The organism is Roseivivax sp. (assembly GCF_054552075.1).
On sequence record NZ_JBTOLZ010000017.1, the window covers coordinates 14,127 to 34,188 of the forward strand.

General features: G+C 69.1%; 20 protein-coding genes. 12 read left to right on the plus strand and 8 right to left on the minus strand.

Translation table 11 applies throughout. The features are described from left to right. Window positions 1-15: 15 nt before the first annotated feature. Genes pcaG through pcaC form a run of 3 tightly spaced genes read right to left on the minus strand, consistent with a single transcriptional unit; the run spans window position 16 to window position 1,722 of the window. Window positions 16-621: a protocatechuate 3,4-dioxygenase subunit alpha gene (gene pcaG, locus ACX938_RS13200; RefSeq protein ID WP_459431403.1), complete on the minus strand. Its 606-nt coding sequence runs from the start codon at window positions 619-621 to the stop codon at window positions 16-18. Beyond that, a complete protein-coding gene (gene pcaH, locus ACX938_RS13205) occupies window positions 621-1,346 on the minus strand; it encodes a protocatechuate 3,4-dioxygenase subunit beta (RefSeq protein WP_459431404.1) in 726 nt (241 codons plus the stop codon). The genes pcaG and pcaH overlap by 1 nt, the downstream gene beginning before the upstream one ends. Beyond that, on the minus strand, window positions 1,339-1,722 hold the full coding sequence (gene pcaC, locus ACX938_RS13210) for a 4-carboxymuconolactone decarboxylase (RefSeq protein WP_232755052.1): 384 nt from the start codon (window positions 1,720-1,722) through the stop codon (window positions 1,339-1,341). The genes pcaH and pcaC overlap by 8 nt, the downstream gene beginning before the upstream one ends. Before the next feature lie 84 nt (window positions 1,723-1,806). On the opposite strand from pcaC, the gene ACX938_RS13215 reads away from it, so the two are divergent. Further along, the gene (locus tag ACX938_RS13215; protein ID WP_459431405.1) at window positions 1,807-2,718 is read left to right on the plus strand and encodes a LysR substrate-binding domain-containing protein; all 912 of its coding nucleotides are present in this window, start codon (window positions 1,807-1,809) and stop codon (window positions 2,716-2,718) included. Window positions 2,719-3,087: 369 nt separating this feature from the next. Next, window positions 3,088-4,119 carry a glutathione S-transferase C-terminal domain-containing protein gene (locus ACX938_RS13220; RefSeq protein WP_459431406.1) on the plus strand — a complete coding sequence of 344 codons (1,032 nt, stop codon included), beginning with the start codon at window positions 3,088-3,090 and terminating at the stop codon, window positions 4,117-4,119. A 475-nt stretch (window positions 4,120-4,594) separates the two neighbouring features. Here the strand turns inward: ACX938_RS13220 and ACX938_RS13225 are convergent, their stop codons facing one another. Genes ACX938_RS13225 through ACX938_RS13235 form a run of 3 tightly spaced genes read right to left on the minus strand, consistent with a single transcriptional unit; the run spans window position 4,595 to window position 7,190 of the window. After that, a complete protein-coding gene (locus ACX938_RS13225) occupies window positions 4,595-5,323 on the minus strand; it encodes a TadE/TadG family type IV pilus assembly protein (RefSeq protein WP_232755055.1) in 729 nt (242 codons plus the stop codon). An 8-nt stretch (window positions 5,324-5,331) separates the two neighbouring features. Next, complete coding sequence (locus ACX938_RS13230) at window positions 5,332-5,868, minus strand: TadE/TadG family type IV pilus assembly protein (protein WP_232755056.1); 537 nt, start codon at window positions 5,866-5,868, stop codon at window positions 5,332-5,334. Continuing rightward, window positions 5,865-7,190, minus strand: a complete 1,326-nt coding sequence (locus ACX938_RS13235; protein ID WP_459431407.1) for a pilus assembly protein TadG-related protein — start codon at window positions 7,188-7,190, stop codon at window positions 5,865-5,867. The genes ACX938_RS13230 and ACX938_RS13235 overlap by 4 nt, the downstream gene beginning before the upstream one ends. A 458-nt stretch (window positions 7,191-7,648) precedes the next feature. Here ACX938_RS13235 and ACX938_RS13240 point away from each other — a divergent pair, with 458 nt between their 5' ends. The 6 genes from ACX938_RS13240 (at window position 7,649) to ACX938_RS13265 (ending at window position 14,560) form a co-directional block, all read left to right on the plus strand. Beyond that, entirely contained in the window at window positions 7,649-9,091 is a 1,443-nt protein-coding gene (locus tag ACX938_RS13240; protein ID WP_232755058.1) for a Glu/Leu/Phe/Val family dehydrogenase, read from the plus strand. Window positions 9,092-9,219: 128 nt separating this feature from the next. Beyond that, a complete protein-coding gene (locus tag ACX938_RS13245; RefSeq protein WP_459431408.1) occupies window positions 9,220-9,519 on the plus strand; it encodes a hypothetical protein in 300 nt (99 codons plus the stop codon). A gap of 94 nt (window positions 9,520-9,613) precedes the next feature. Next, entirely contained in the window at window positions 9,614-11,572 is a 1,959-nt protein-coding gene (gene dnaG, locus ACX938_RS13250) for a DNA primase (RefSeq protein ID WP_459431409.1), read from the plus strand. Between the two features lie 117 nt (window positions 11,573-11,689). Next, window positions 11,690-13,705: an RNA polymerase sigma factor RpoD gene (gene rpoD / locus ACX938_RS13255; protein WP_232755061.1), complete on the plus strand. Its 2,016-nt coding sequence runs from the start codon at window positions 11,690-11,692 to the stop codon at window positions 13,703-13,705. Window positions 13,706-13,770: 65 nt separating this feature from the next. Continuing rightward, complete coding sequence (locus tag ACX938_RS13260; RefSeq protein WP_459431410.1) at window positions 13,771-14,265, plus strand: hypothetical protein; 495 nt, start codon at window positions 13,771-13,773, stop codon at window positions 14,263-14,265. Window positions 14,266-14,395: 130 nt separating this feature from the next. Then, window positions 14,396-14,560: a hypothetical protein gene (locus ACX938_RS13265; protein WP_232755063.1), complete on the plus strand. Its 165-nt coding sequence runs from the start codon at window positions 14,396-14,398 to the stop codon at window positions 14,558-14,560. Between the two features lie 60 nt (window positions 14,561-14,620). Here the strand turns inward: ACX938_RS13265 and ACX938_RS13270 are convergent, their stop codons facing one another. Next, complete coding sequence (locus ACX938_RS13270) at window positions 14,621-15,295, minus strand: SDR family oxidoreductase (RefSeq protein WP_459431411.1); 675 nt, start codon at window positions 15,293-15,295, stop codon at window positions 14,621-14,623. Window positions 15,296-15,469: 174 nt separating this feature from the next. Between ACX938_RS13270 and ACX938_RS13275 the strand changes: the two genes are divergently transcribed. From ACX938_RS13275 to ribD, 4 genes are all read left to right on the plus strand, one after another. Then, window positions 15,470-15,724, plus strand: a complete 255-nt coding sequence (locus tag ACX938_RS13275) for a hypothetical protein (protein WP_232755065.1) — start codon at window positions 15,470-15,472, stop codon at window positions 15,722-15,724. Between the two features lie 55 nt (window positions 15,725-15,779). Next, on the plus strand, window positions 15,780-16,202 hold the full coding sequence (locus ACX938_RS13280) for a secondary thiamine-phosphate synthase enzyme YjbQ (protein WP_459431412.1): 423 nt from the start codon (window positions 15,780-15,782) through the stop codon (window positions 16,200-16,202). Between the two features lie 108 nt (window positions 16,203-16,310). Beyond that, window positions 16,311-16,778 carry a transcriptional regulator NrdR gene (nrdR, locus tag ACX938_RS13285; RefSeq protein ID WP_232755067.1) on the plus strand — a complete coding sequence of 156 codons (468 nt, stop codon included), beginning with the start codon at window positions 16,311-16,313 and terminating at the stop codon, window positions 16,776-16,778. 20 nt (window positions 16,779-16,798) lie between these two features. Then, the gene (ribD, locus tag ACX938_RS13290) at window positions 16,799-17,869 is read left to right on the plus strand and encodes a bifunctional diaminohydroxyphosphoribosylaminopyrimidine deaminase/5-amino-6-(5-phosphoribosylamino)uracil reductase RibD (RefSeq protein WP_459431456.1); all 1,071 of its coding nucleotides are present in this window, start codon (window positions 16,799-16,801) and stop codon (window positions 17,867-17,869) included. A 157-nt stretch (window positions 17,870-18,026) separates the two neighbouring features. On the opposite strand, the gene ACX938_RS13295 is transcribed toward ribD, so the two are convergent. Next, window positions 18,027-20,060, minus strand: coding sequence for a capsular polysaccharide biosynthesis protein (locus ACX938_RS13295; protein WP_459431413.1), 2,034 nt, complete (start codon window positions 20,058-20,060; stop codon window positions 18,027-18,029). Between the last annotated feature and the right edge of the window lie 2 nt (window positions 20,061-20,062).

The following is a 20,062-nucleotide window of genomic DNA, read 5'->3' on the forward strand; positions in this document are numbered from 1 at the left end:
ACGCCCGGCCCCGCGTCACACGTCGAAGAACACCGTCTCTTCCGCCCCCTGCAGGTGGATGTCGAAGCGGTAGGCGCCGGGGCTCTCTTCCCGGGCGATCAGGGTCGGCACGCGGGAGCGGTGCTCGATCCGGGCCAGCACCGGGTCGGCGGCATTGGCCTCGGCCTCGTCGGGGAAATACATCCGCGTGTGCAGGCCGAGGTTGATCCCCCGCGCCACGATCCAGAGCGTCAGATGCGGCGCCTGTTGCGCCCCGCCCGGGCCGGGCACCGAGCCCGGCTTCACCGTCTCGATCCGCCACTGGCCGCTCTCGCCGTCAGAGGCGACCCGGCCGAAGCCGGTGACCGCGGGGTCGGCCTCCGGGTCATGGCCCGGATGGCGCCCGGCGGCATCGGCCTGCCAGACCTCGATCATGGCGTCGCGCAGCACCGTCCCGGTGCCGTCGAAGATCGCGCCGGTGACGGTGATCCGCGTGCCCTGCGCCTCGGGCCCGGCGATCACCCGGCCCAGGTCCTCGGGGTAGACGCCGGTGATCTCGGCGAAATTCGGCGTGCAGCCGATGTGGACGTAAGGCCCGGCGGTCTGGCTCGGGCTTTCCTTCAGCTCGCGCTCGCGATGCATCACAGGCCCTCCTTGCGGTTCTCGAACAGGGTCTGGCGGCGGCCCCGCAGCACGATGTCGAAGCGGTAGGCGCGGGAATCCATCGGCACCGTGTTGCGCATGTCGAGCGTCGCGGTCAGCGCCGCGATGCCCGCCGGGTCCGGCACGGTCTGCACGATCGGGCAAAGGTCGATCATCGGGTCGCCCTCGAAATACATCTGGGTGATGAGCCGCTGCGCGAAGCCATGGCCGAAGACCGAGAAATGGATATGCGCCGGGCGCCAGTCGTTGCCGCCGTTGGGCCAGGGATAGGGGCCGGGCTGCACGGTGCGGAAGGCATAGCCGCCGGTCTCGTCGGTGATGCAGCGCCCGCAGCCGCCGAAGTTGGGGTCGAGCGGCGCGAGGTAGCCCTCTTTCTTGTGGCGGTAGCGCCCGCCGGCATTGGCCTGCCAGACCTCCAGAAGCGCGCCGGGCACGCCGCGCCCGGTCTCGTCAACGACCCGGCCCTGGACGATGATCCGGGGGCCGATCGCGGACTGCCCCGAGGCCGCGTAGTTGTGGATCAGGTCGTGATCGAGCGGGCCGAGGATGTCATGCCCGAAGACCGGCCCGGTCGTCTCGGACGGGGTCTGCGGGAAGGAGATCGGCGCCCGCGAGGGCGAGCGCACAACCGAGGTCCGGTAGGGCGGGGTCAGCGCCGGCGGGTGCCAGCTCCGGTCCCGGGCGAAGAAGGCGCCGTCACTCATGGTCGGTCTCCATCTCTGCAAAGGTCTGTTTGGCGAGCTTCAGCGCGTGGTTGGCGCGCGGCACCCCGGCGTAGATCGCGACGTGCTGGAAGACCTCGATCACGTCCTCGCGGCTGGCGCCGGTGCGGGCGGTGGCGCGGATGTGCATGGGGATCTCCTCGAAGTTGCCGGTCGCCGCGAGCAGCGCCAGCGTCAGCATCGAGCGTTCGCGCCGGCTGATCGCCTCCGAGGCCCAGACGGTGCCCCAGGCGGCTTCGGTGATCAGCGCCTGGAAGGGCGCATCGAGCGGCGTCGCGGCGGCCTCGGCGCGGTCGACATGGGCATCGCCCAGGACCGCGCGGCGCACCGCCATGCCGCGGGCGTGTTTGTCTGACATGGGGCCTCCTTCCCTCGCGCCATCATACAGAACCGAGGTGCGAAGAAAATTGAGAAAAGCGGTGGGATAGATTACCTATCGGTTATGAATATCGACCCTCGCCTGCGGCTGCGCCATGTCTCGGCCTTTCTTGCCATCGCCCGGCGCGGCTCCGTCGCGGCAGCGGCCGAGGAGCTGCATGTCACCCAGCCGGCGGTCTCCAAGACCCTGCGCGAGCTCGAGGAGATCCTCGGGCTGCCATTGTTCGACCGGGTCGGGCGGCGGGTGGTGCTGAACCCCGCGGGGGCAGCTTTTCAGCGGCTCGCGGCGGCGGGGCTCAGCGATCTGTCCCGCGCCGTCGAGGGCGCGCGCGAGGCCCATCGCGGCGGCAACCGGCTGCGGATCGGTGCGCTGCCCACCGCCGCGACACGGCTCCTGCCGGATGCCGCCCTGCACTTCCGCGCCGCCCGGCCCGATTGCCGGTTGCGGATCTCGACCGGGCCGAACTGGCTGTTGCTGTCGCAGCTGCGCGAGGGCAGCCTCGACCTGGTGGTCGGGCGGCTGGTCGATCCCGCCCGGATGGAGGGCCTGAGCTTCCGCCAGCTGCACGCCGAGGCCATCGTCGCCGTCACAGGCCCCGACCATCCGCTGCGCCGCCCCGCCGAGGCCGCGGATTTCCTGGCCTATCCGCTGGTGCTGCCGCCGCCCGGCGCGGTGATCCACCAGCCGGTCAGCGCCTATCTGACGAGCCTTGGCATCGACATCCCTTTCCCGGTGGTCGAGACCGCCTCGCTGGCCTTCGCGCGCCGCCTGTTGCAGCGCTCCGAGGCGATCTGGTTCATCTCCGAGGGCGTGGTCGAGGAGGAGCTGGCGCGCGGCCAGCTGCGCGCCCTGCGGCTGACCGCGCCGCTGACGGCGGGGCCGGTGGGCATCAGCCTGCGCGCCGGGGCCGATGCGACGCCCGAGGTCGCAGGCATGATCGCCGCGCTGGAAGCCGCGCGGGAGGCGGCGGGGTAGGGGGCTTGGGAGTTGGGCAGTGGATTGGGTTTTGCGGTGGGCCCCGGGGTGGTTGGGCTCTGCCGGACGCTCAGGGCAGCGCGCCGGGCTGTGGAACGGACGGCGGGGTCTGAGACGGGCAGCGCGTCCGCTTCTTAGAAAAGGCGTGCGGCGCTCAGTCCGCTGAGACCTCTCTGCCTGTCGCTGGCGCAACACGCCCCGCCCTCGGACCCTTGCGGTTCATGCACAGCACGCCGCGACCTCGGACCTTTGCCCCCACTGGCACGCCCCGCCCCCCCAGACCTTTGCCCCCACCGGCACACCCTCTCCCCACCGCCCCCTTGCCAGCGCCCCGCACCGGGCCACCCTCTCTTCCAAGGAGGAGCCGCCATGTCGCCACCCCGCAAGGATGCCTCCGTCGAGGAGGACCAGACCGACGCCGCCGCCCGCCGGGCCAAGGGCGAATTTGTCCGCGGCCGGAGCGGCTTTCGCGGCCAGCTCGGCAGCGCGGAGTTCCCCGCCGAGCCGGGGCGCTACCACCTCTTCGTGGCGCTCAACTGCCCCTGGTGCCACCGCGTCACCCTGGCGCGCAGCGTCCTGGGCCTCGAGCAGGCGATCAGCCTCGACGTGGCCTTCCCCAACCGCACCGGCGAGGACGACCCGGCGGGCCCCGGCCTCTGGGAGTTCGCGCCCGAGCGCCGCGCCTCGCTCACCGGCGAAGTGCTGCCCGAATGCACCCGCGAGACCGGCACCGGGCGCGGGCTGCGTCTGGCGAAGGAACTCTACCGCGCCGAGGGCTCCGAGGAGCAATCCCTGCCGGTCCTCTACGACCGCCGCGCCGGGCGCATCGTGAACAACGAAAGCGCCGAGATCCTGCGCATGCTGGGCCAATGCGCCGAGGCGCTGGGCAGCCGCCTGCCGCGCGCCGAGCGCCCCGATCTCTTCCCCGACGACCCCGCGCTGGCCGAGGAGATCGAGGCGCTGAACGCCTGGATCTACACCGACATCAACAACGGCGCCTACAAGGCGGGGTTCTCCTCGGATCAGGCGGTCTATGCCAAGGCTTTCGCCGCCTATTTCGACGCCCTTGGGCGCCTCGAGGCGCTGTTGTCGGACGGGCGCGATTTCCTGACCGGGCGGCGCTTCACCGAGGCCGATCTGCGGCTCTTCCCGACGCTCTTCCGGCACGACCCGGTGTATTACCTGCGGATGAAGCTGAACGGCGCGCGGATCCTGGACTATCCGCACCTCTGGCGCTGGCTCTGCCGGGTCCACGCGCGGCCCGGCGTGGGTGAGGCGGGCTCGCTGGTGCACTGCCGCCAGGGCTATTTCGGGCGGTCCTGGAACGGCGTGGTGCCGCTCGGGCCGGTGAAGCCGATGGGCTATCCGGAGGCCTATGGGCATCCGGAGCTGGCGGGGTAGGGGGGGGCTTGGCACCGCTCGTCACTTGAGCGCCTTGCCCCCCGCCTGACGCGCCTCCTTCCTGCGCCCGAATAGCACCGAAGGTGCCGGGCGCGCGCCGGACCGGCCCCTTGGGCCGTCGCTCCTTTGGATGGCGCGCTTAGCGTGTCGTTCGCCCTGACCTTGCTGGGATAAAGCGCCTTGCCCAGAGGTCAGCAGCGCCGACCCCCGGTCCGGCGCGCGCCCTCTGGTGTGACGGGTTCGACCTTGGCAGGGTTGCGGCGTGAGGGCGGGTCCGGCCTTGGGCAGGGCTTGTTGTGAGGGTCGTGGGGGCGGTTGCCGCGTGCGGCTCTTAGGACCAGCGGTTGCGTTGGCCGGGCGGTTGCGACGGCGCGACGCATGACCCCAGCGCCCCAACACCCCCTCAAACCAAAACCCCCGGGCCGCCCTCTCCAGGCGCCCGGGGGCTGTCCTGCCCGTCACTCCCGCGGAGCGATCAGCTGTCGCGGCGGCGCTTGGAGCGGCCGTTGCCCTGGTTCTCGCGGCCATCGGCGTTGTCCTGGCACTCGTTGGCGCTGGCGCCCTCGTCGGCGTTCTCGGCGTTGTTGTTGCAGAGCGAGCCGCCCGGCGCGTCCTGGTCGCCGTTGCCCCAGCCGTTGTTGGCGTTGTAGGTCCGGCCCTCGAAATGCACCTGCGGCGCAAAGCGCGGGCGGGTGAAGGAGTAGATCGCGATCTCGAAGGCGTTCAGCCCGGCCTCGAGCGCGGGGGTGTAATCCTCCCAGCTCTCGACCAGGATCAGCTGGTCCTTGTTGGCCATGATCGGCAGCCGGTGCCGGAAGAGCTCGGCGTCATCGGGACCGTGGGCGGCGTATTCGCCGCGCGCCTCGGACCAGAGCACCCGGTACTGATCGGGCCCGGCGTTGTATTGCACCACCGAGATCCGCAGGTCGAAGGTGTCGTTGTCGGCCTTGGCCATGTGTTTCATCAGCTCGTAGGAGCTGTCGATATAGGTCTGGGTGATCGGATCGGTCTCGCGCGAGAGCGCGTCGGCGACGGTGAAATTGGCCTTCTGGTTGACCGCATGCTGGCGCGAGACGTCGAACCAGACCCAGGTGACCCCGAAGAGCCAAAGCAGCACCGGCAGGACGATGATCGCCTCGACGGTGACGGAGCCCTCGGTGTCGCTGCGGAACCGGGTGAGGCGGGACTTGATACTGGTAAACATCGCGGACCTCAGCTCGGTTCGTGCACGAAGGCGGCGGTTGAGACGATCGCGGAATAGCCGTTGGCATCCTTGACCAGCGCCTCGGAGAAGCTCGAGGTCGGCGCGATCGGATCGAAGAGGTAGCAGGCGCGCAGATACATCAGCTGGTTGTCGCGCCCGTATTCGAAGGAAACCACCGGCTGGGCCGTGCCCGAGGTGTCGACGCAGGCCACCTCGGAGGGCGGATCGGTCCAATCGCGCATGTCCAGCTCGACCATCTCGAGCTGCAGCTTGCCTTCGCAATCGGGCAGGATCGTCGCCCGGTCGCAGATCGACTGCTTGAGCGAGTCGTGGGTGTAGAGCGTGCCGGTGCCCAGCCGCACGTCGCGCACCGTCTGGTCGAGCGCCTGCTCGAGCGAGGTGTGCCGCGCGGTCAGCACCGCCAGTTCCACGCCCGAGAGGATCACGCTGACGAAGAGCGGGGTCCAGAGGGCGAAGGGCACCACGGCGGTGCCGTCTTCACGCTGCCAGAAGGCGCGGGCGGAGGAGAGGAGATCACGCATCATTGGGTCAGCCTCAGCTGGTTGATCGCCCGGGCGATGGCATAGAAGGCTTCCTCGATCTCGATGCCCTCGACGTCGAAGTAATGGGCCGGCGAGGAGGCGCAGTTCTGCATGACCGAGGCGCCGTGATCGGTGACCTCGAAGCCGACCGACCAGATGACGATGTCGCGGGCCTTGGCGGCGTCGCAGATGTCGTCGAGCAGGGAGTCGCCCAGGTCGGCGTTGTACTTCTGGTAGTAGAAGGCGCTCCAGTTGCTGCGGCGCACGTTGCGCTGCAGGTAATACCAGAGGTTGTAGCGCGCCCAGTGGGTGGCGTCGGACTCGCTGTCATAGGCCCAGTTCGACACCCGGTAGGAGCGGTCGTGCTGGCCGTCGGTCATCAGCACCACGGTCTTCAGCGTGTCGTCGCGGCCGTAGTCTGCGGGCCGGCCGGTGAAGGCGTTGTTGCCCTGGCCCGCGGCGATCACCGCGTCGTTCAGGAACCGGGTCGAGGGGTCCAGCAGCGCCGTGCCCCATTTCATCCCGAGGAAGATCGAGGTGCCCGCCCGCGGCTCGAGCCGGCTGATCTGGTTCTTCAACCGCGTCTCGTTGTTGCTGAAGGGCTGGATGCGCTCGTAGTTGTACTGCGGGCAGATCGTGTCGACGATCTCGTTGTAGCCGTAGTAGTTCCACTGCACGTGCTGCATCTGCTGGAAGCGGTGCCCGGTATCGAGCGCCGTCGAGCCGAAATGCGCGTTCGGGAACTCGAGGCAATGCGAATAGCCGTGCAACCAGTCGACGTTGAGCTGGCCGGTCAGAAGCGGCCCGGCGTTGACGTGTTCGGAGTAGGGCACGATCGAGAGCGACACGAGGCCCTCGTTGTCGGCCGCGAGCACGGTCTCGATGAAGGTGTCGGCGGCGTTGCGCAGGTTGGCCATCTTCGAGCCCTGCGCCATCGACCCCGAGATATCGAGCACCAGCGAGATCTCGACGTTCTGGATGTATTCCTCGGCGGTGGCGACGCCATTGGCGTGGAAGCCCTCCATCCCGAGGATCGAGGTGAAATTGGCGGCCAGCGTCTCGCGGGCGGTGCCGTTCACCCGGCGGAAGTTCAGCCCTTCCTCGACGGTGACCGAGGTCAGCGCGTCGGGCATGTTCATCTTGTCGAAGTAGTCGCGCACGACCGACTCGGGATCGAGATCCTGGTCCAGGTCCGCGGCCGCCAGAACCGCCCGGTCGAGCGTGTTCTGCACCTTGTTGCGCTTCATCTCGGCCTGCATCAGGTCGATCCCGACACCGCCGATGGCGATGAGCGAGAAGGCCCCGAAGATGGCGAGGATCGACATGTTGCCGTCTTCGGCACGCAGAAACCCGGAGAGGGCCGTCGACGCCTTGTCCCGCATGCGCCGCACACTCGCGCGGGCACGGGTCTCCCCGGTCACATTTACATCACACATTCCGCACCTTTCCACCCGATCACGGGTCCTCGCGGCCTTGTTCGCCGTTCTGGCAATCGAGCGCACACACATGCTCCAGAAAGAATGTTTGCCCCAGGAAGTGGGCCGAAATATGGCCGCTAAGGCAAGTAAATCGGGCAAATCGCCTGCAACCGGAGACAATGCGGCCGTCAACGTGTGGTTGTCCCGAAAAGCGCCCATAACGGCCATAATCCTGCCGCATTTCAGCGGGGCTTTCAGTTGGACCTCCGGGGCGCACTGAGCGACAGTTTACCCCGAGTCGCCGGGTCTACCGGCGCGCCGCGCGCCCCTTGGCGGCGCGGAAACGGAGAGGAGGGAGACCCCAGATGTCCAGCACCGCCACCCATCATTCCGAGCCGTCGTTCCGCGAAAGCGTGGACATAATGTACAACCGCGCGGCCGATCTGATGGATCTGAGCCCCGGCCTGCGCGAGAAGATCCGGGTCTGCAACTCGACCTATACCGTGCGCTTCGGGGTCCGTCTGCGCGGCGAGATCCGCACCTTCGTCGGTTACCGGTCGGTGCATTCCGAGCACATGGAGCCGGTCAAGGGCGGCATCCGCTTCGACACCACGGTCAGCCAGGACGAGGTCGAGGCGCTGGCGGCGCTGATGACCTACAAATGCGCGCTTGTCGAGGCGCCCTTCGGCGGCTCCAAGGGCGGGCTCTGCGTCGATCCGCGCGAATACGACGAGCGCGAGATGGAGATGATCACCCGCCGCTTCGCCTACGAGCTGATCAAGCGCGACCTGATCAACCCCTCCCAGAACGTGCCGGCGCCGGACATGGGCACCTCCGAGCGCGAGATGGCCTGGATGGCCGACCAATACGCCCGGATGGCCACCACCGACATCAACGCCCGCGCCTGCGTCACCGGCAAGCCCCTGAACGCCGGCGGCATTCAGGGCCGGATCGAGGCCACGGGCCGCGGCGTGCAATACGCGCTGCGCGAGTTCTTCCGCCACGCCGAGGACAAGCGCCGGGCGGGGCTCTCGGGCGATCTCGACTGCAAGCGGGTGGTGGTCCAGGGCCTCGGCAACGTGGGCTATCACGCGGCGAAATTCGTGGCCCAGGAGGACGGCGCGCGGATCGTCGGCATCGTCGAGCGCGACGGCGGGCTCTGGAACGAGAACGGCATCGCGGTCGACCACGTGCGCGAGTACATGAACGAGACCGGCGGCGTGAAAGGCTTCCCGGAGGCGGAATACGTCGAGGACGGCGGCAAGCTCCTCGAGTCCGATTGCGACATCCTGATCCCCGCCGCGCTGGAAGGCGTGATCCACACCGGCAACGTCGACAACATCAAGGCGCCGCTGATCATCGAGGCCGCCAACGGCCCGATCACCGCGGGCGCCGACCAGAAGCTGCGCGAGCGCGGCATCGTGGTGATCCCCGACCTCTACGCCAACGCGGGCGGTGTGACGGTCTCCTATTTCGAATGGGTGAAGAACCTCAGCCACATCCGCTTCGGCCGGATGCAGCGGCGCCTCGAGGAGGGCCAGCACGCGCTCGTGGTCAGCGAGCTGGAGCGGCTCTCCGAGGCGCTCGACGGCAAATGGGCGCTCTCCGAGGACTTCAAGAAGGTCTACATGCAGGGCGCCAGCGAGCTGGAGCTGGTGCGCTCGGGCCTCGATGACACCATGCGCGTCGCCTACCAGTCGATGCGCGAGCCCTGGATCGAGCGGGGCGATGTGACCGACCTGCGGACCTCGGCCTATATGGTCGCCATCGACCGCGTCTCGCAGGCCTACCGCGCCAAGGGTCTCTGAGAGGGCGGGGCCGCCGCGTGCCCGCGCCGGGGCCCCGAAATCGGCATCATCCCGCTTGCCCCGGGTGACAGCCGGGGGCGGCGGGCCTAGCTCTTCTCTCAATCGTTTGCCGGTATGGAGTTTGTCCGATGAGAACAGCACTTCTTTCCGCGGCCTGCCTCATGGCCGTGACCCCCGCCGCCTTCGCACAGGAGGCGGATGCCGAATGCGACCTGCAGGCCGAGATCGTCATGCAGGTGGTCGAGGCGCGCCAGTCGGGCAGTGCCCGCGACAGCGCCCAGGCGGGCATCGCCAGCGACCTCTCGGGTGAGGCGCAGAAATACGCCGCGGTGGTCCCCGCCATCGCGGAATGGGTCTATTCCCTGCCCGAGGACCAGCTTGGCGCCGATGTCGGCGAAAGCTGGATCGCCCAGTGCCAGTCGATGTGACGGCCCCGGGCCCGAGATAAGCAACGCGCGGGGCGGCCGCCGCGCCCCGCGCCATCCGCTGGACTCGCGCGCGCGAAGCCTCGATATTCGGGGCATGAGTCTGCCCCCCGGTTTCCTCGATGAACTGCGTGACCGCACGACCCTCTCGCAGGTCGTCGGGCGCAAGGTCATGTGGGACAAGCACAAGTCGAACCAGGCCAAGGGCGACTTCTGGGCGCCGTGCCCCTTCCACCACGAGAAGACCGCCTCGTTCCACGTCGACGACCGCAAGGGGTTCTTCTACTGCTTCGGCTGTCACGCCAAGGGCGACGCCATCTCCTTTGTGCGCGAAAGCGAGAACGTGGGCTTCATGGAGGCCATCGAGATCCTCGCCGGCGAGGTGGGCATGCAGGTGCCCGCCCAGGACCCCAAGGCGCAGGAGAAGGCCGACCGCCGCACCGAGCTGGCGCGCGTCATGGAGGACGCGCTGAAGTTCTACCGGATGTCGCTCAACACCGGGGCGGCGGGGCCGGCGCGCGACTACCTGGCCGGGCGCGGGCTCGATGCCGCGGCGCTGGAGCGCTTCGAGATCGGCTTCGCGCCGGACGGCTGGCAGGCGCTCTGGGACCATCTGACCGCCAAGGGCGTGCAGGCCGAGCTGATCATGGCGGCGGGGCTGGCCAAACCCTCGTCGCGCGGGGGCAAGCCCTACGACGTCTTCCGCAACCGCATCCTCTTTCCGATCCGCGACGCGCGCGGGCGCGCCATCGCCTTCGGCGGCCGCGCCATGGATCCCGAGGACAAGGCGAAATACCTCAACTCCCCCGAGACCGAGCTGTTCGACAAGGGGCGCAACCTCTACAACCTCGGCCCCGCGCGGGAAGCCGCGGGCAAGGGTCAGCGGCTGATCGTGGCCGAGGGCTACATGGATGTGATCGCCCTCTCGCGCGCGGGCTTCGAGGCCTCGGTGGCGCCGCTCGGCACCGCGGTGACCGAGGCGCAGCTGCAGGCGCTCTGGCGGGTGGCCGACGAGCCGATCGTGGCGCTCGACGGCGACCGGGCGGGGGTGCGCGCGGCCTACCGGGTGATCGACCTGGCGCTGCCGCTGCTCGAGGCCGGCAAGTCGCTGCGCTTCGCGCTCATGCCCGAGGGCCAGGACCCCGACGACCTGATCCGCGCCGAGGGACAGGAGGGCATCACCAAGGTGCTCGACGCCGCCATGCCGATGGTGCAGCTCCTCTGGCAGCGCGAGACCGAGGGCAAGATCTTCGACAGCCCCGAGCGCAAGGCCGCGCTCGACCGGGCGCTGCGCGAGAAGATCCAGGCGATTCGCGATCCCTCGCTGCGGCACCACTACGGCCAGGAGATCAAGGAGCTGCGCTGGCAGCTCTTCCGCCCGCAGCGTCCGGCGAAACAGGGCGGCGGGCGCGGGCCCTGGCGGCCGCGCGACGCCGCCCCGCAGCCGACCCAGGAGGCCAAGGCCTCGCTCTTGGTCGCTGCCGGAGAGGCCGGCGAGCGGCGCCTGCGCGAGGCGGTGATCCTGGCGGCACTTCTGCATGCGCCGGGGCTGGTCGAGGAGTTCGAGACCGCGCTCGAGGACATGGACTGCGCCGAGCCCGATCACGCGGCCCTGCGTGCCGCCCTTCTGCGCGACCGCCCGGCCAGCCGCGAGGCCGCGATGGAGGGCGGCGCGGCGGCAATCGGTCCCGAGGCCCTTGAATCGCTGCTCTCGGCACGCCATGTCGCGATCACTCCGTGCCTGCGCCACCCCGACGACCTGGCGCTGGTGCGGCTGACGATCGCCGAGGAGCTGGCAAAGCTCGGGACGGCGCATGGGCTCGAGGCCGAGATCGCCGAGGCCATGGAGGATTTCGACGAGGGCGCGGACGAGGCGCTGACCTGGCGTCTCGGGCAGGCCGCGGAGGCCCGCGCAAAGGCCGAACGGGCGCTGCGGGAGGACGATACGGAATACGACACCGGCGCCAACGGGGCGCTGATCGACAGGTCGGAACGGGAGAGCTTCGCCGCTCTTCTCGATACCATCTCATTCGCGAAGGACCGGAAACGCGGCTGAGAGGCAGAAAGACGGGAAAGAATCCGGTGTGACGGGTGTGCGAATCAGATACGCACGCTATTGATTCGGACCAGCGAATCGCCTGTCCGTGGGTTAGCCCGCTGTAAGGAGCACTGAATGGCCGCCAAAGACAACGACGATGCCAAGCCAGAGACCCAGGAGGAGGACGTCTCCTTCGACATGAGCCAGGCCGCGGTCAAACGCATGATCGCGGAGGCCAAGGAACGCGGCTACATCACCTACGACCAGCTCAACGAGGTGCTGCCGCAGGACCAGGTCTCCTCGGACCAGATCGAGGACGTCATGTCGATGCTCTCGGAGATGGGCATCCAGGTCACCGAACACGACGAGGAAGCCGAGGAAGAGGAAGAGCGCAAGAGCGGCTCGACCGAGGTCGTCGACGCCTCGAAGGGGCGGGACGTCGCGGTGTCCTCCGGCGGGCAGGAAAAGCTCGACCGCACCGATGACCCGGTGCGCATGTACCTGCGCGAGATGGGCTCGGTCGAACTGCTGTCCCGCGAAGGCGAGATCGCCATCGCCAAGCGCATCGAGGCCGGCCGCAACACGATGATCGCGGGCCTCTGCGAAAGCCCGCTGACCTTCCAGGCGATCACCATCTGGCGCGAGGAACTTCTGAACGAAGACATTCTTCTGCGCGACGTGATCGACCTCGAGACCACCTTCTCGGGCCAGATGGGCGAGGAGAGCGAGGAACTGGTCGAGGCCGTGGCCGAGACCGAGATCGCCGCCGCCAAGAACGTGAAGCAGGAGAAGCCCGAGAAGAAGGCCGAACCCGAGCTCGACGCCGACGGCAACCCGATCCGCAACAACGACGACGACGACGAAGAGGACGAGCAGGCGAACATGTCGCTTGCCGCGATGGAGACCGCGCTGAAGCCGCGCGTCCTCGAGACCCTCGACCGCATCGCCCAGGATTACGAAGACCTCTCGGCCATGCAGGACCGCCGGATCTCGGCGACCCTGAACGAGGACGGCTCCTTCACCAAGGCCGACGAGGCGACCTACCAGAAGCTGCGCTCCGAGATCGTGAAACTGGTCAACGAGCTGCACCTGCACAACAACCGCATCGAGGCGCTGGTCGACCAGCTCTACGGCATCAACCGCCGGATCATGTCGATCGACAGCGCCATGGTGAAGCTCGCGGACCACGCCCGCATCAACCGCCGCGAGTTCATCGAGGCATACCGCGGCCGCGAGCTCGATCCGAACTGGATGGAGCGCATGGCCGAGAAGCCGGGCCGCGGCTGGCAGAGCTTCATCGAGAAGAGCGCCGACAAGGTCGAGGGCCTGCGCGCCGACATGGCGCAGGTCGGCCAATACGTCGGCCTCGACATCTCGGAGTTTCGCCGCATCGTCCAGCAGGTCCAGAAGGGCGAGAAGGAAGCCCGCCAGGCCAAGAAGGAAATGGTCGAGGCGAACCTGCGGCTGGTGATCTCCATCGCCAAGAAATACACGAACCGCGGTCTGCAATTCCTTGATCTCATTCAGGAAGGCAACATCGGCCTGATGAAGGCCGTGGACAAGTTCGAGTATCGCCGGGGTTACAAGTTCTCGACCTATGCGACCTGGTGGATCCGCCAGGCGATCACCCGCTCGATCGCCGACCAGGCGCGCACCATCCGCATCCCGGTGCACATGATCGAGACGATCAACAAGCTGGTGCGCACCGGCCGCCAGATGCTGCACGAGATCGGCCGCGAGCCGACGCCGGAGGAGCTGGCCGAGAAGCTGCAGATGCCGCTCGAGAAGGTCCGCAAGGTGATGAAGATCGCCAAGGAGCCGATCTCGCTCGAGACGCCCATCGGCGACGAGGAAGACAGCCAGCTCGGCGATTTCATCGAGGACAAGAACGCGGTCCTGCCGCTCGACAGCGCGATCCAGGAGAACCTGAAGGAGACCACGACGCGCGTGCTCTCCTCGCTCACCCCGCGCGAGGAACGGGTCCTGCGGATGCGCTTCGGCATCGGCATGAACACCGACCACACGCTGGAGGAAGTGGGCCAGCAGTTCAGCGTGACCCGCGAGCGGATCCGCCAGATCGAGGCCAAGGCGCTGAGGAAGCTCAAGCATCCCTCGCGATCGCGCAAACTGCGCTCGTTCCTCGATCAGTGAGCTCTCGAAAGGCGCCCCGCGGGGCGCCTTTTTCGTGCTGCCCTTGCCGGAGGCCCGCGCGCCCCATGCGCCTTCTCTGCCTGTCCCTCTGCCTCGCGCTTCTCGCCGCCCCCGCGGCGGCCGGCTGTTTCGGCGCCGGGCAGGGGCTCATGCGCTGCACGGTCAAGGAAGGCGCGCGCCAGCTCGACCTCTGCCTGCAGGGCGGAGTGCTGATCTACCGCTACGGCCCGCCCGAGGGCCCCGCCGAGATGCTGCTGGCCCGCCCCGTCACCGAGGTCGATATGCTGCCCTGGCCCGGCATCGGGCGGTACTTCTGGGAGGTGCTGACGCTCTACAACGGGCCGGTCGCCTATGAGCTTTACGTCAGCGCCGACCGGCTCGACCTCGAGGCCCCGGCGGAAGGCGGCGTCACGGTGATCGAGGACGGCGAGGCGCTGGCGCAGCTCACCTGCGATCCGGGCACGCTGAGCGAGATGGACCTTTACCCGGTCTTCGAGGCGAAAGAGGCGGCGGGCCAGCGCTATTGCCCCGAAAGCCAGAGCTGGGACGGCGCCTGCTAGGCCCCGCTTCACGGTCCATCGCAAAGCCCGCACGCCTTCGTGTCTGCACATCACCTCTGCGTGGTCGCGCGTTGCCGCACAGGCTAAGCGTGCCGATCTTCAGACCAGGCGTGAAACAAAGGAGATGTGCATGATACGTATGATGACGCTTCTCGCAGCGCTCGGGTTCGCCCTGCCCGCAGAGGCGGCCCTCATGGACGCGGAGCCAGCGGAGTTCTTCACCGCGGGCGATCCGGCGCCCTACAACCCGGCAGAGCTCGACCGGCCGCAGGACCTGCCGCCGCCGATCTGCTGATCTCAGCGAACGGGGCCAGACCGGCCCCGTCCGCCTTTTGCCTGACATGAGGTCCGGGCCTCAATTGTTTGGCATCACGAAGATTTCCTGCACATTCGCCCGCTTGTCGGCATTCAGCGCGAAGACCACGCTGTCGGCGATGTCCTGCGGCTTGAGCTTGTCGGGCTTGGCCTCGTCGAAGAAGGGCGTGTCGACCATGCCCGGGGCCACGACGGTGCAGCGTCCGCCGAACTCGCGCATCTCCTCGGCGAGGTTGCCGCCGTAGCCATGCACGAACCACTTCGAGGCGCCGTAGACCGAGCCCTTGATGTGCACCCGTCCGGCGGCCGAGCCGGTCAGCACCAGGTGGCCCATGCTGGCCTTCAGATGCGGCATGGCGGCTTTGGTGGTCCAGAGCACGCCGAGGATGTTGATTTCGACCATCTTGCGCCATTCCTCGGGATCGCCCGCCTCGGTGCCCGCGGCGCTGAGGCCGGTGCCGGCATTGGCGAAGGCCGCGTCGACCGAACCGAAGGTCTTGGCGAGCTTCTCGAGCGCGGCCTCCTGGTCCTCGAGCTTGGTTGCATCGCCGGGCAGCGCCAGCGCCTTGTCGCCCAGCTCCTTGGCGAGATCGGCGATCTTGTCCTCGGAGCGGGCGAAGAGGCCCACGTTCCAACCTGCGGCAACCGCGGCGCGGGCGGTCTCGGCCCCGATCCCCGAAGAGGCCCCGGTGATGAACAGCGTCTTGGCGGCCATGGAAGTTCTCCTTGTTCTGTCTTGTCAGTTCGGCCCCCAACGCAGCCCGGGGCGCAGGGGTTGCAGCGCCCGGAACCGCGCCCTTGCCTTCACACCGAAACGTGACGTTAACCCGCGGCATGAAACCCTTTCGGCGGTCTCGGCGTTTTCCAGCCAATGCCAAAGGGAAAAGACATGAAACGCATTGCTCTGACTGCCACCGCCCTGATCTGCGCCTCCGCCGCAGCCCTCGCGGCCAGCGAGGTGATGACCGGCCCCGACCCCGAGGTGATCGAAATCGAGGTGCTCTCCTCCGAACTGGCCGACTGCCGCGAGACGCTGGCCCAGGTCGCCTCGATGCCCGCCGTGCACGACAACGGCACGCCGATCCTCTTCGACTGGGGCCAAAACGACATGCCTTCGGTCCGCTGCGTCGCCACCGACGTGTAAGGGGCTGGCGCGTAAGGGGCTGGCGCTCGCGCCCAGCCCGGCTAGGCTGCGGGCCATGATCACGCAGCTCACCATCCAGACCCGGGGGCAGGGGCTCTACGAGTTCACCCCCGAGGTCGCCGCCTGGGTTCAGGGCACGGGGCTCCTGACGCTCTTTTTGCGCCACACCTCGGCGAGCCTCCTGATCCAGGAAAACGCCGACCCCGAGGTGCAGGACGACCTCCTCGCCTATCTCTCGCGGCTGGTGCCGCCGAGCAGCGATCCGGCCATGTCCTATCTCACCCATACCTACGAGGGCCCGGACGACATGCCGGGGCACATCAAGGCGGCACTTCTGCCCGGCAGCCTGTCAATTCCCGTCGAAAACGGGCGGATGCTGCTTGGAACCTGGCAAGGAATTTACCTTTTCGAACATCGCGACGCGCCGCATCAGCGGAAGGTGGCCGCCCATATGGCGCTGGATCAACCCACGATCTAGGGGGCGAAAATCCCCTCTACCCAAATTATGCCCAAACCCCTATAGTGGCTGTGGATAAACGGGGGCCAACCCCTTTTTGAGGCAGACAAAGACCAGGGGGGACGGCCGATGCGCTGCCCGTTTTGCGGAAATATCGACACCCAGGTGAAGGATTCCCGTCCGGCCGAGGATCACGTCTCGATCCGACGGCGGCGGTTCTGCCCGGCCTGCGGCGGGCGCTTCACCACCTACGAGCGGGTGCAGCTGCGCGACCTCGTGGTCATCAAGACCAACGGCCGGCGCGAGGATTTCGACCGCGACAAGCTGGAGCGCTCGATCCGCATCGCCATGCAGAAGCGCCCGGTGGAGCCCGAACGCATCGACCAGATGATCTCGGGCATCGTGCGGCGGCTCGAAAGCATGGGCGAGACGGACATCCCCTCGAAGCAGATCGGCGAGATCGTGATGGAGGCCCTCGCCCGGATCGACACCGTCGCTTACGTGCGCTTTGCCAGCGTTTACAAGAACTTCCAGGCGGCGGATGATTTCGACAAATTCGTCAGCGAGCTGAGACCCCCGGCCGCGACCGAGAAGTGAGCTTGGCAGATCAACGCCACATGGCCCATGCGCTGAGCCTGGGCCGGCGGGGCATGGGCCAGACCTGGCCCAACCCGGCGGTCGGCTGCGTGATCGTCCAGGGCTCCCGGGTTGTCGGGCGCGGCTGGACCCAGCCCGGCGGCCGCCCCCATGCCGAGACCGAGGCCCTGGCCCAGGCCGGCGCGGCCGCGCGCGGCGCCACGGCTTATGTCACGCTGGAGCCCTGCGCCCATCACGGCGCGACCCCGCCCTGCGCCGAGGCGCTGATCAAAGCGGGCGTGGCGCGGGTGGTGGCGCCTTTCTCCGACAGTGACCCGAGGGTCTCGGGCCGTGGCTTCGAGATGCTGCGCGCCGCGGGCATCGCGGTCACCACCGGCGTCGGCGCCGAGGCGGCCGAGCGCGACCACGCGGGCTTCCTGCACCGGCTGCAGACCGGGCGGCCGCAGGTGACGCTGAAGCTCGCGACCTCGTTTGACGGGCGCATCGCCACGGCCACCGGCGAGAGCCAGTGGATCACCGGGCCCGCCGCCCGGGCCTGGGTGCATGCGGCGCGCGGCCGTTCGGATGCGGTCATGGTCGGCGCGGGCACCGCGCGGGCCGACGACCCGGCGCTGACCGTGCGCGGGCTCGGCGCCCGGCGCCAGCCGGTGCGGGTGGTGATCTCGCGGCTTCTGGACCTGCCGCTCATGGGGCAACTGGCGCGCACCGCGCGCGAGGTGCCGGTCTGGGTCTGCCACGGCCCCGACGCCCCCGCCGAGACCCGCGCCGCCTGGGAAGGGCTGGGCGCGAAGCTTCTGCCCTGCCGGCTGGCGGGGCGGCAGCTCGATCCGGTCTCGGTGATCGAGGCGCTGGGTGCCGAAGGGCTGACGCGGGTCTTCTGCGAGGGCGGCGGCGCGCTGGCTGCGACGCTGCTCGGCGCGGGGCTGGTCGACGAGCTGGTGGGCTTCACCGCCGGGCTGACGCTGGGGGCCGAGGGTCGCCCCGGCCTCGGCGCACTTGGGGTCGACGCGCTTTCCGAGGCGCCCCGGTTCGAGCTGGTGGAGACGCGGCCCGTCGGGCCGGATGTGCTGCACATTTGGCGGAAGGGCTGAGGCGGGCCGCGAGGTGCAGCCGGGAGGGGGCTACCCGGCCTGCTGGCTGAACTGTCTCCCTCATCGCAAGCGTTAGGTCCGCGTTGCCGTCAGAGATGCACCCGTGCCGCCGCCTGCCGTTTAACAAACGCCCGACCTAGAGGCACGCGCCGCCCCCTCACCGCCAGAGCGACGCCCGGCTCGCCAGCAGCCCCTGCAGCTTCGACAGGCTCCGGTTGAAGGCCCCGGCGCGCGGCAGTGCGCCAGAGGCCAGCCGTTCGGCCACGACCTCGACGGGGCAGGGGCGGCCCGTCACCGGGTCGCGGTAGCGCGGATAGGCGATCAGCGTCGCATGCACCAAGCCCTCGAGCGTCACGCCGTGCACCCCCTGCCGCCGCGCGGGCACCCGGCCCAGGTCGCGGGTCAGCCCCCAGCCGGCGTAGAAGGGCGTGCCCAGCGTCGTGACCTTCACCCCGCGCAGGAGCGCCTCGAAGCCGGTGAGCGAGGTGATCGTCCAGAGCGCCTCGACCGCCCCCAGCGCGGCGGCGATGTCGGTGCCCTCGAGCGTGGCGTCGGCATGTGCCAGCGGCTCCCGCACCGCGCCAAGGCGCAGCCCCGCGGTCACATCGGGATGCGGCTTCCAGAGGATGCGCGCCCCGGGGTTTTCGGCCCGGACCCGAGCCAAGAGGGCGGCATTGCTGCGGATCTCGCCCGCGCCCTTGAGGATCGAGGCGTCGTCCTCGACCTGGCCGGGCACCAGGATGCGGGGGCCCTCGGGCAGCGAGGGCAGGGCGCCCGCGAGGTTGTATTTGCTGAGGCCCCGCTCGGTCAGGAAGGCGATCAGCCGGCCCGCGCGCTCCAGCTCGGCGGCGGAGAGGCGCGGGCTCTCGGCGATCAGCCGTTCGAGCCGGGAAGGCCGGGTCGGGTCGTAGTAGATGCCCAGATCGTCGAGCGCGAGCGACAGGGGCGGGACCAGCTCGGCCCCCAGCCCGCGCGAGCGCAGGAAGCCGTCCTCGACCCGGACGGCGGGCTCGTCCTCGCGCGCCTTGCCGGCCCAGACCATGACCCGGCGGTGGTCCTTTTCGGCACGGGCGCGGGCCTCGGCCTCACCTTCGGCGAAGACCATGCGGCGATGGCTGCCGAAGAAGCCCTGCAGCGCCCCGCGCTTCCAGAGCCGCATGCCGCGCCCGACCCAGCCCGCGCGGTCCTCGCGCCAGGCGCGGGCCTCGGCCTCGAGCGCGTCGATGGCATCGGAAAGCCGCCCGCGCCGGTCGCGGTAGGGATCGAACCAGACCGGGTAGAGCATCATCGCCCCGGCGAAGAGCTGCGCGCGGGTCAGCCGGCGCTGGCGGCGGTCGATGGGAAAGGCGTCCTCGGTCAGGCCCCAGCCGGCGTAGAAGGGCTGGCCGAAGACCTGCGGGCGGTGGCCCGCGAGGATCGCCTCGAAGCCGAGCTGCGATGAGACGGTGTAGACCGCGACGGCGCCTTCGAGAAGCTGCCAGGGCGAGACGGGATCGTCGTGGAAGCGGATGTTGGGGGCGAGGTCGCCGGCCTCGAAATGGCCCGGGCGGTGGCCCTGGGCGGTCTCGGGGTGGCTGCGGATCAGGATGCGCTGGCCGGGATGCGCCTCGCGGGCATGGGTCAGCATTTCGAGAAAGCGCAGCCGGTCGGCGCCCGAGGCCGTTACCGAGGCATCGCCGCGGGTCTGGTCGACGACCAGTACGTAGCCCGGCTCGGGCAGGGGCAGGTCGGTGCGTGTCGCGGCGTATTTGGTCAGATGCGCGCGCTGCAGCCGGGCCATCTGCGCCCGGGCCTCGGTCAGAAGGCCCGCGTCATCGAGCGGGTCATGGGCCAGGATCTCTTCGAGGTCCGAAGGCCGGGCGGGGTCGAAATGCGCCCCGCGGCTGTCCATCAGAAGGCCCAGCGGCGGCTCCCCGGCGCGGCCGGGGAAAAGCGAGCGCAGGAAGGCATCCTCGATCCGCAGGAGCGGCGCGTCATGGGCGCGGGCCATGCGCTCGCCGCGATGCGCCAGTGGCGAGGCGCCCCAGACGCCGACGTGATCGCCGGGGCCGGGCCGCCCGGTGGCCACCTGCCAGCCCGCGAGCGCCAGGATCCGGGTGATCCGAGGATCGAAGCGCAGCTTGCGGGTATAGACGAAAAGACGCCGGGGCGGCGGGGCCCCGGCGTCCTGATCCGGCCTTGCGCCGGGCATGG

Excerpts from the sequence above, each read along its gene's own strand:
- pcaC (WP_232755052.1), bottom strand. The coding sequence starts at position 1,722 with ATGTCAGACAAACACGCCCGCGGCATGGCGGTGCGCCGCGCGGTCCTG.
- ACX938_RS13215 (WP_459431405.1), top strand. The coding sequence starts at position 1,807 with ATGAATATCGACCCTCGCCTGCGGCTGCGCCATGTCTCGGCCTTTCTT.
- ACX938_RS13230 (WP_232755056.1), bottom strand. The coding sequence starts at position 5,868 with ATGATGCGTGATCTCCTCTCCTCCGCCCGCGCCTTCTGGCAGCGTGAA.
- ACX938_RS13275 (WP_232755065.1), top strand. The coding sequence starts at position 15,470 with ATGAAACGCATTGCTCTGACTGCCACCGCCCTGATCTGCGCCTCCGCC.
- ACX938_RS13235 (WP_459431407.1), bottom strand. The coding sequence starts at position 7,190 with ATGTCGATCCTCGCCATCTTCGGGGCCTTCTCGCTCATCGCCATCGGC.
- ribD (WP_459431456.1), top strand. The coding sequence starts at position 16,799 with ATGGCCCATGCGCTGAGCCTGGGCCGGCGGGGCATGGGCCAGACCTGG.
- ACX938_RS13265 (WP_232755063.1), top strand. The coding sequence starts at position 14,396 with ATGATACGTATGATGACGCTTCTCGCAGCGCTCGGGTTCGCCCTGCCC.
- ACX938_RS13280 (WP_459431412.1), top strand. The coding sequence starts at position 15,780 with ATGATCACGCAGCTCACCATCCAGACCCGGGGGCAGGGGCTCTACGAG.
- ACX938_RS13260 (WP_459431410.1), top strand. The coding sequence starts at position 13,771 with ATGCGCCTTCTCTGCCTGTCCCTCTGCCTCGCGCTTCTCGCCGCCCCC.
- ACX938_RS13240 (WP_232755058.1), top strand. The coding sequence starts at position 7,649 with ATGTCCAGCACCGCCACCCATCATTCCGAGCCGTCGTTCCGCGAAAGC.
- pcaH (WP_459431404.1), bottom strand. The coding sequence starts at position 1,346 with ATGAGTGACGGCGCCTTCTTCGCCCGGGACCGGAGCTGGCACCCGCCG.
- rpoD (WP_232755061.1), top strand. The coding sequence starts at position 11,690 with ATGGCCGCCAAAGACAACGACGATGCCAAGCCAGAGACCCAGGAGGAG.
- ACX938_RS13270 (WP_459431411.1), bottom strand. The coding sequence starts at position 15,295 with ATGGCCGCCAAGACGCTGTTCATCACCGGGGCCTCTTCGGGGATCGGG.
- ACX938_RS13295 (WP_459431413.1), bottom strand. The coding sequence starts at position 20,060 with ATGCCCGGCGCAAGGCCGGATCAGGACGCCGGGGCCCCGCCGCCCCGG.
- ACX938_RS13220 (WP_459431406.1), top strand. The coding sequence starts at position 3,088 with ATGTCGCCACCCCGCAAGGATGCCTCCGTCGAGGAGGACCAGACCGAC.
- pcaG (WP_459431403.1), bottom strand. The coding sequence starts at position 621 with ATGCATCGCGAGCGCGAGCTGAAGGAAAGCCCGAGCCAGACCGCCGGG.
- ACX938_RS13245 (WP_459431408.1), top strand. The coding sequence starts at position 9,220 with ATGAGAACAGCACTTCTTTCCGCGGCCTGCCTCATGGCCGTGACCCCC.
- ACX938_RS13225 (WP_232755055.1), bottom strand. The coding sequence starts at position 5,323 with ATGTTTACCAGTATCAAGTCCCGCCTCACCCGGTTCCGCAGCGACACC.
- dnaG (WP_459431409.1), top strand. The coding sequence starts at position 9,614 with ATGAGTCTGCCCCCCGGTTTCCTCGATGAACTGCGTGACCGCACGACC.
- nrdR (WP_232755067.1), top strand. The coding sequence starts at position 16,311 with ATGCGCTGCCCGTTTTGCGGAAATATCGACACCCAGGTGAAGGATTCC.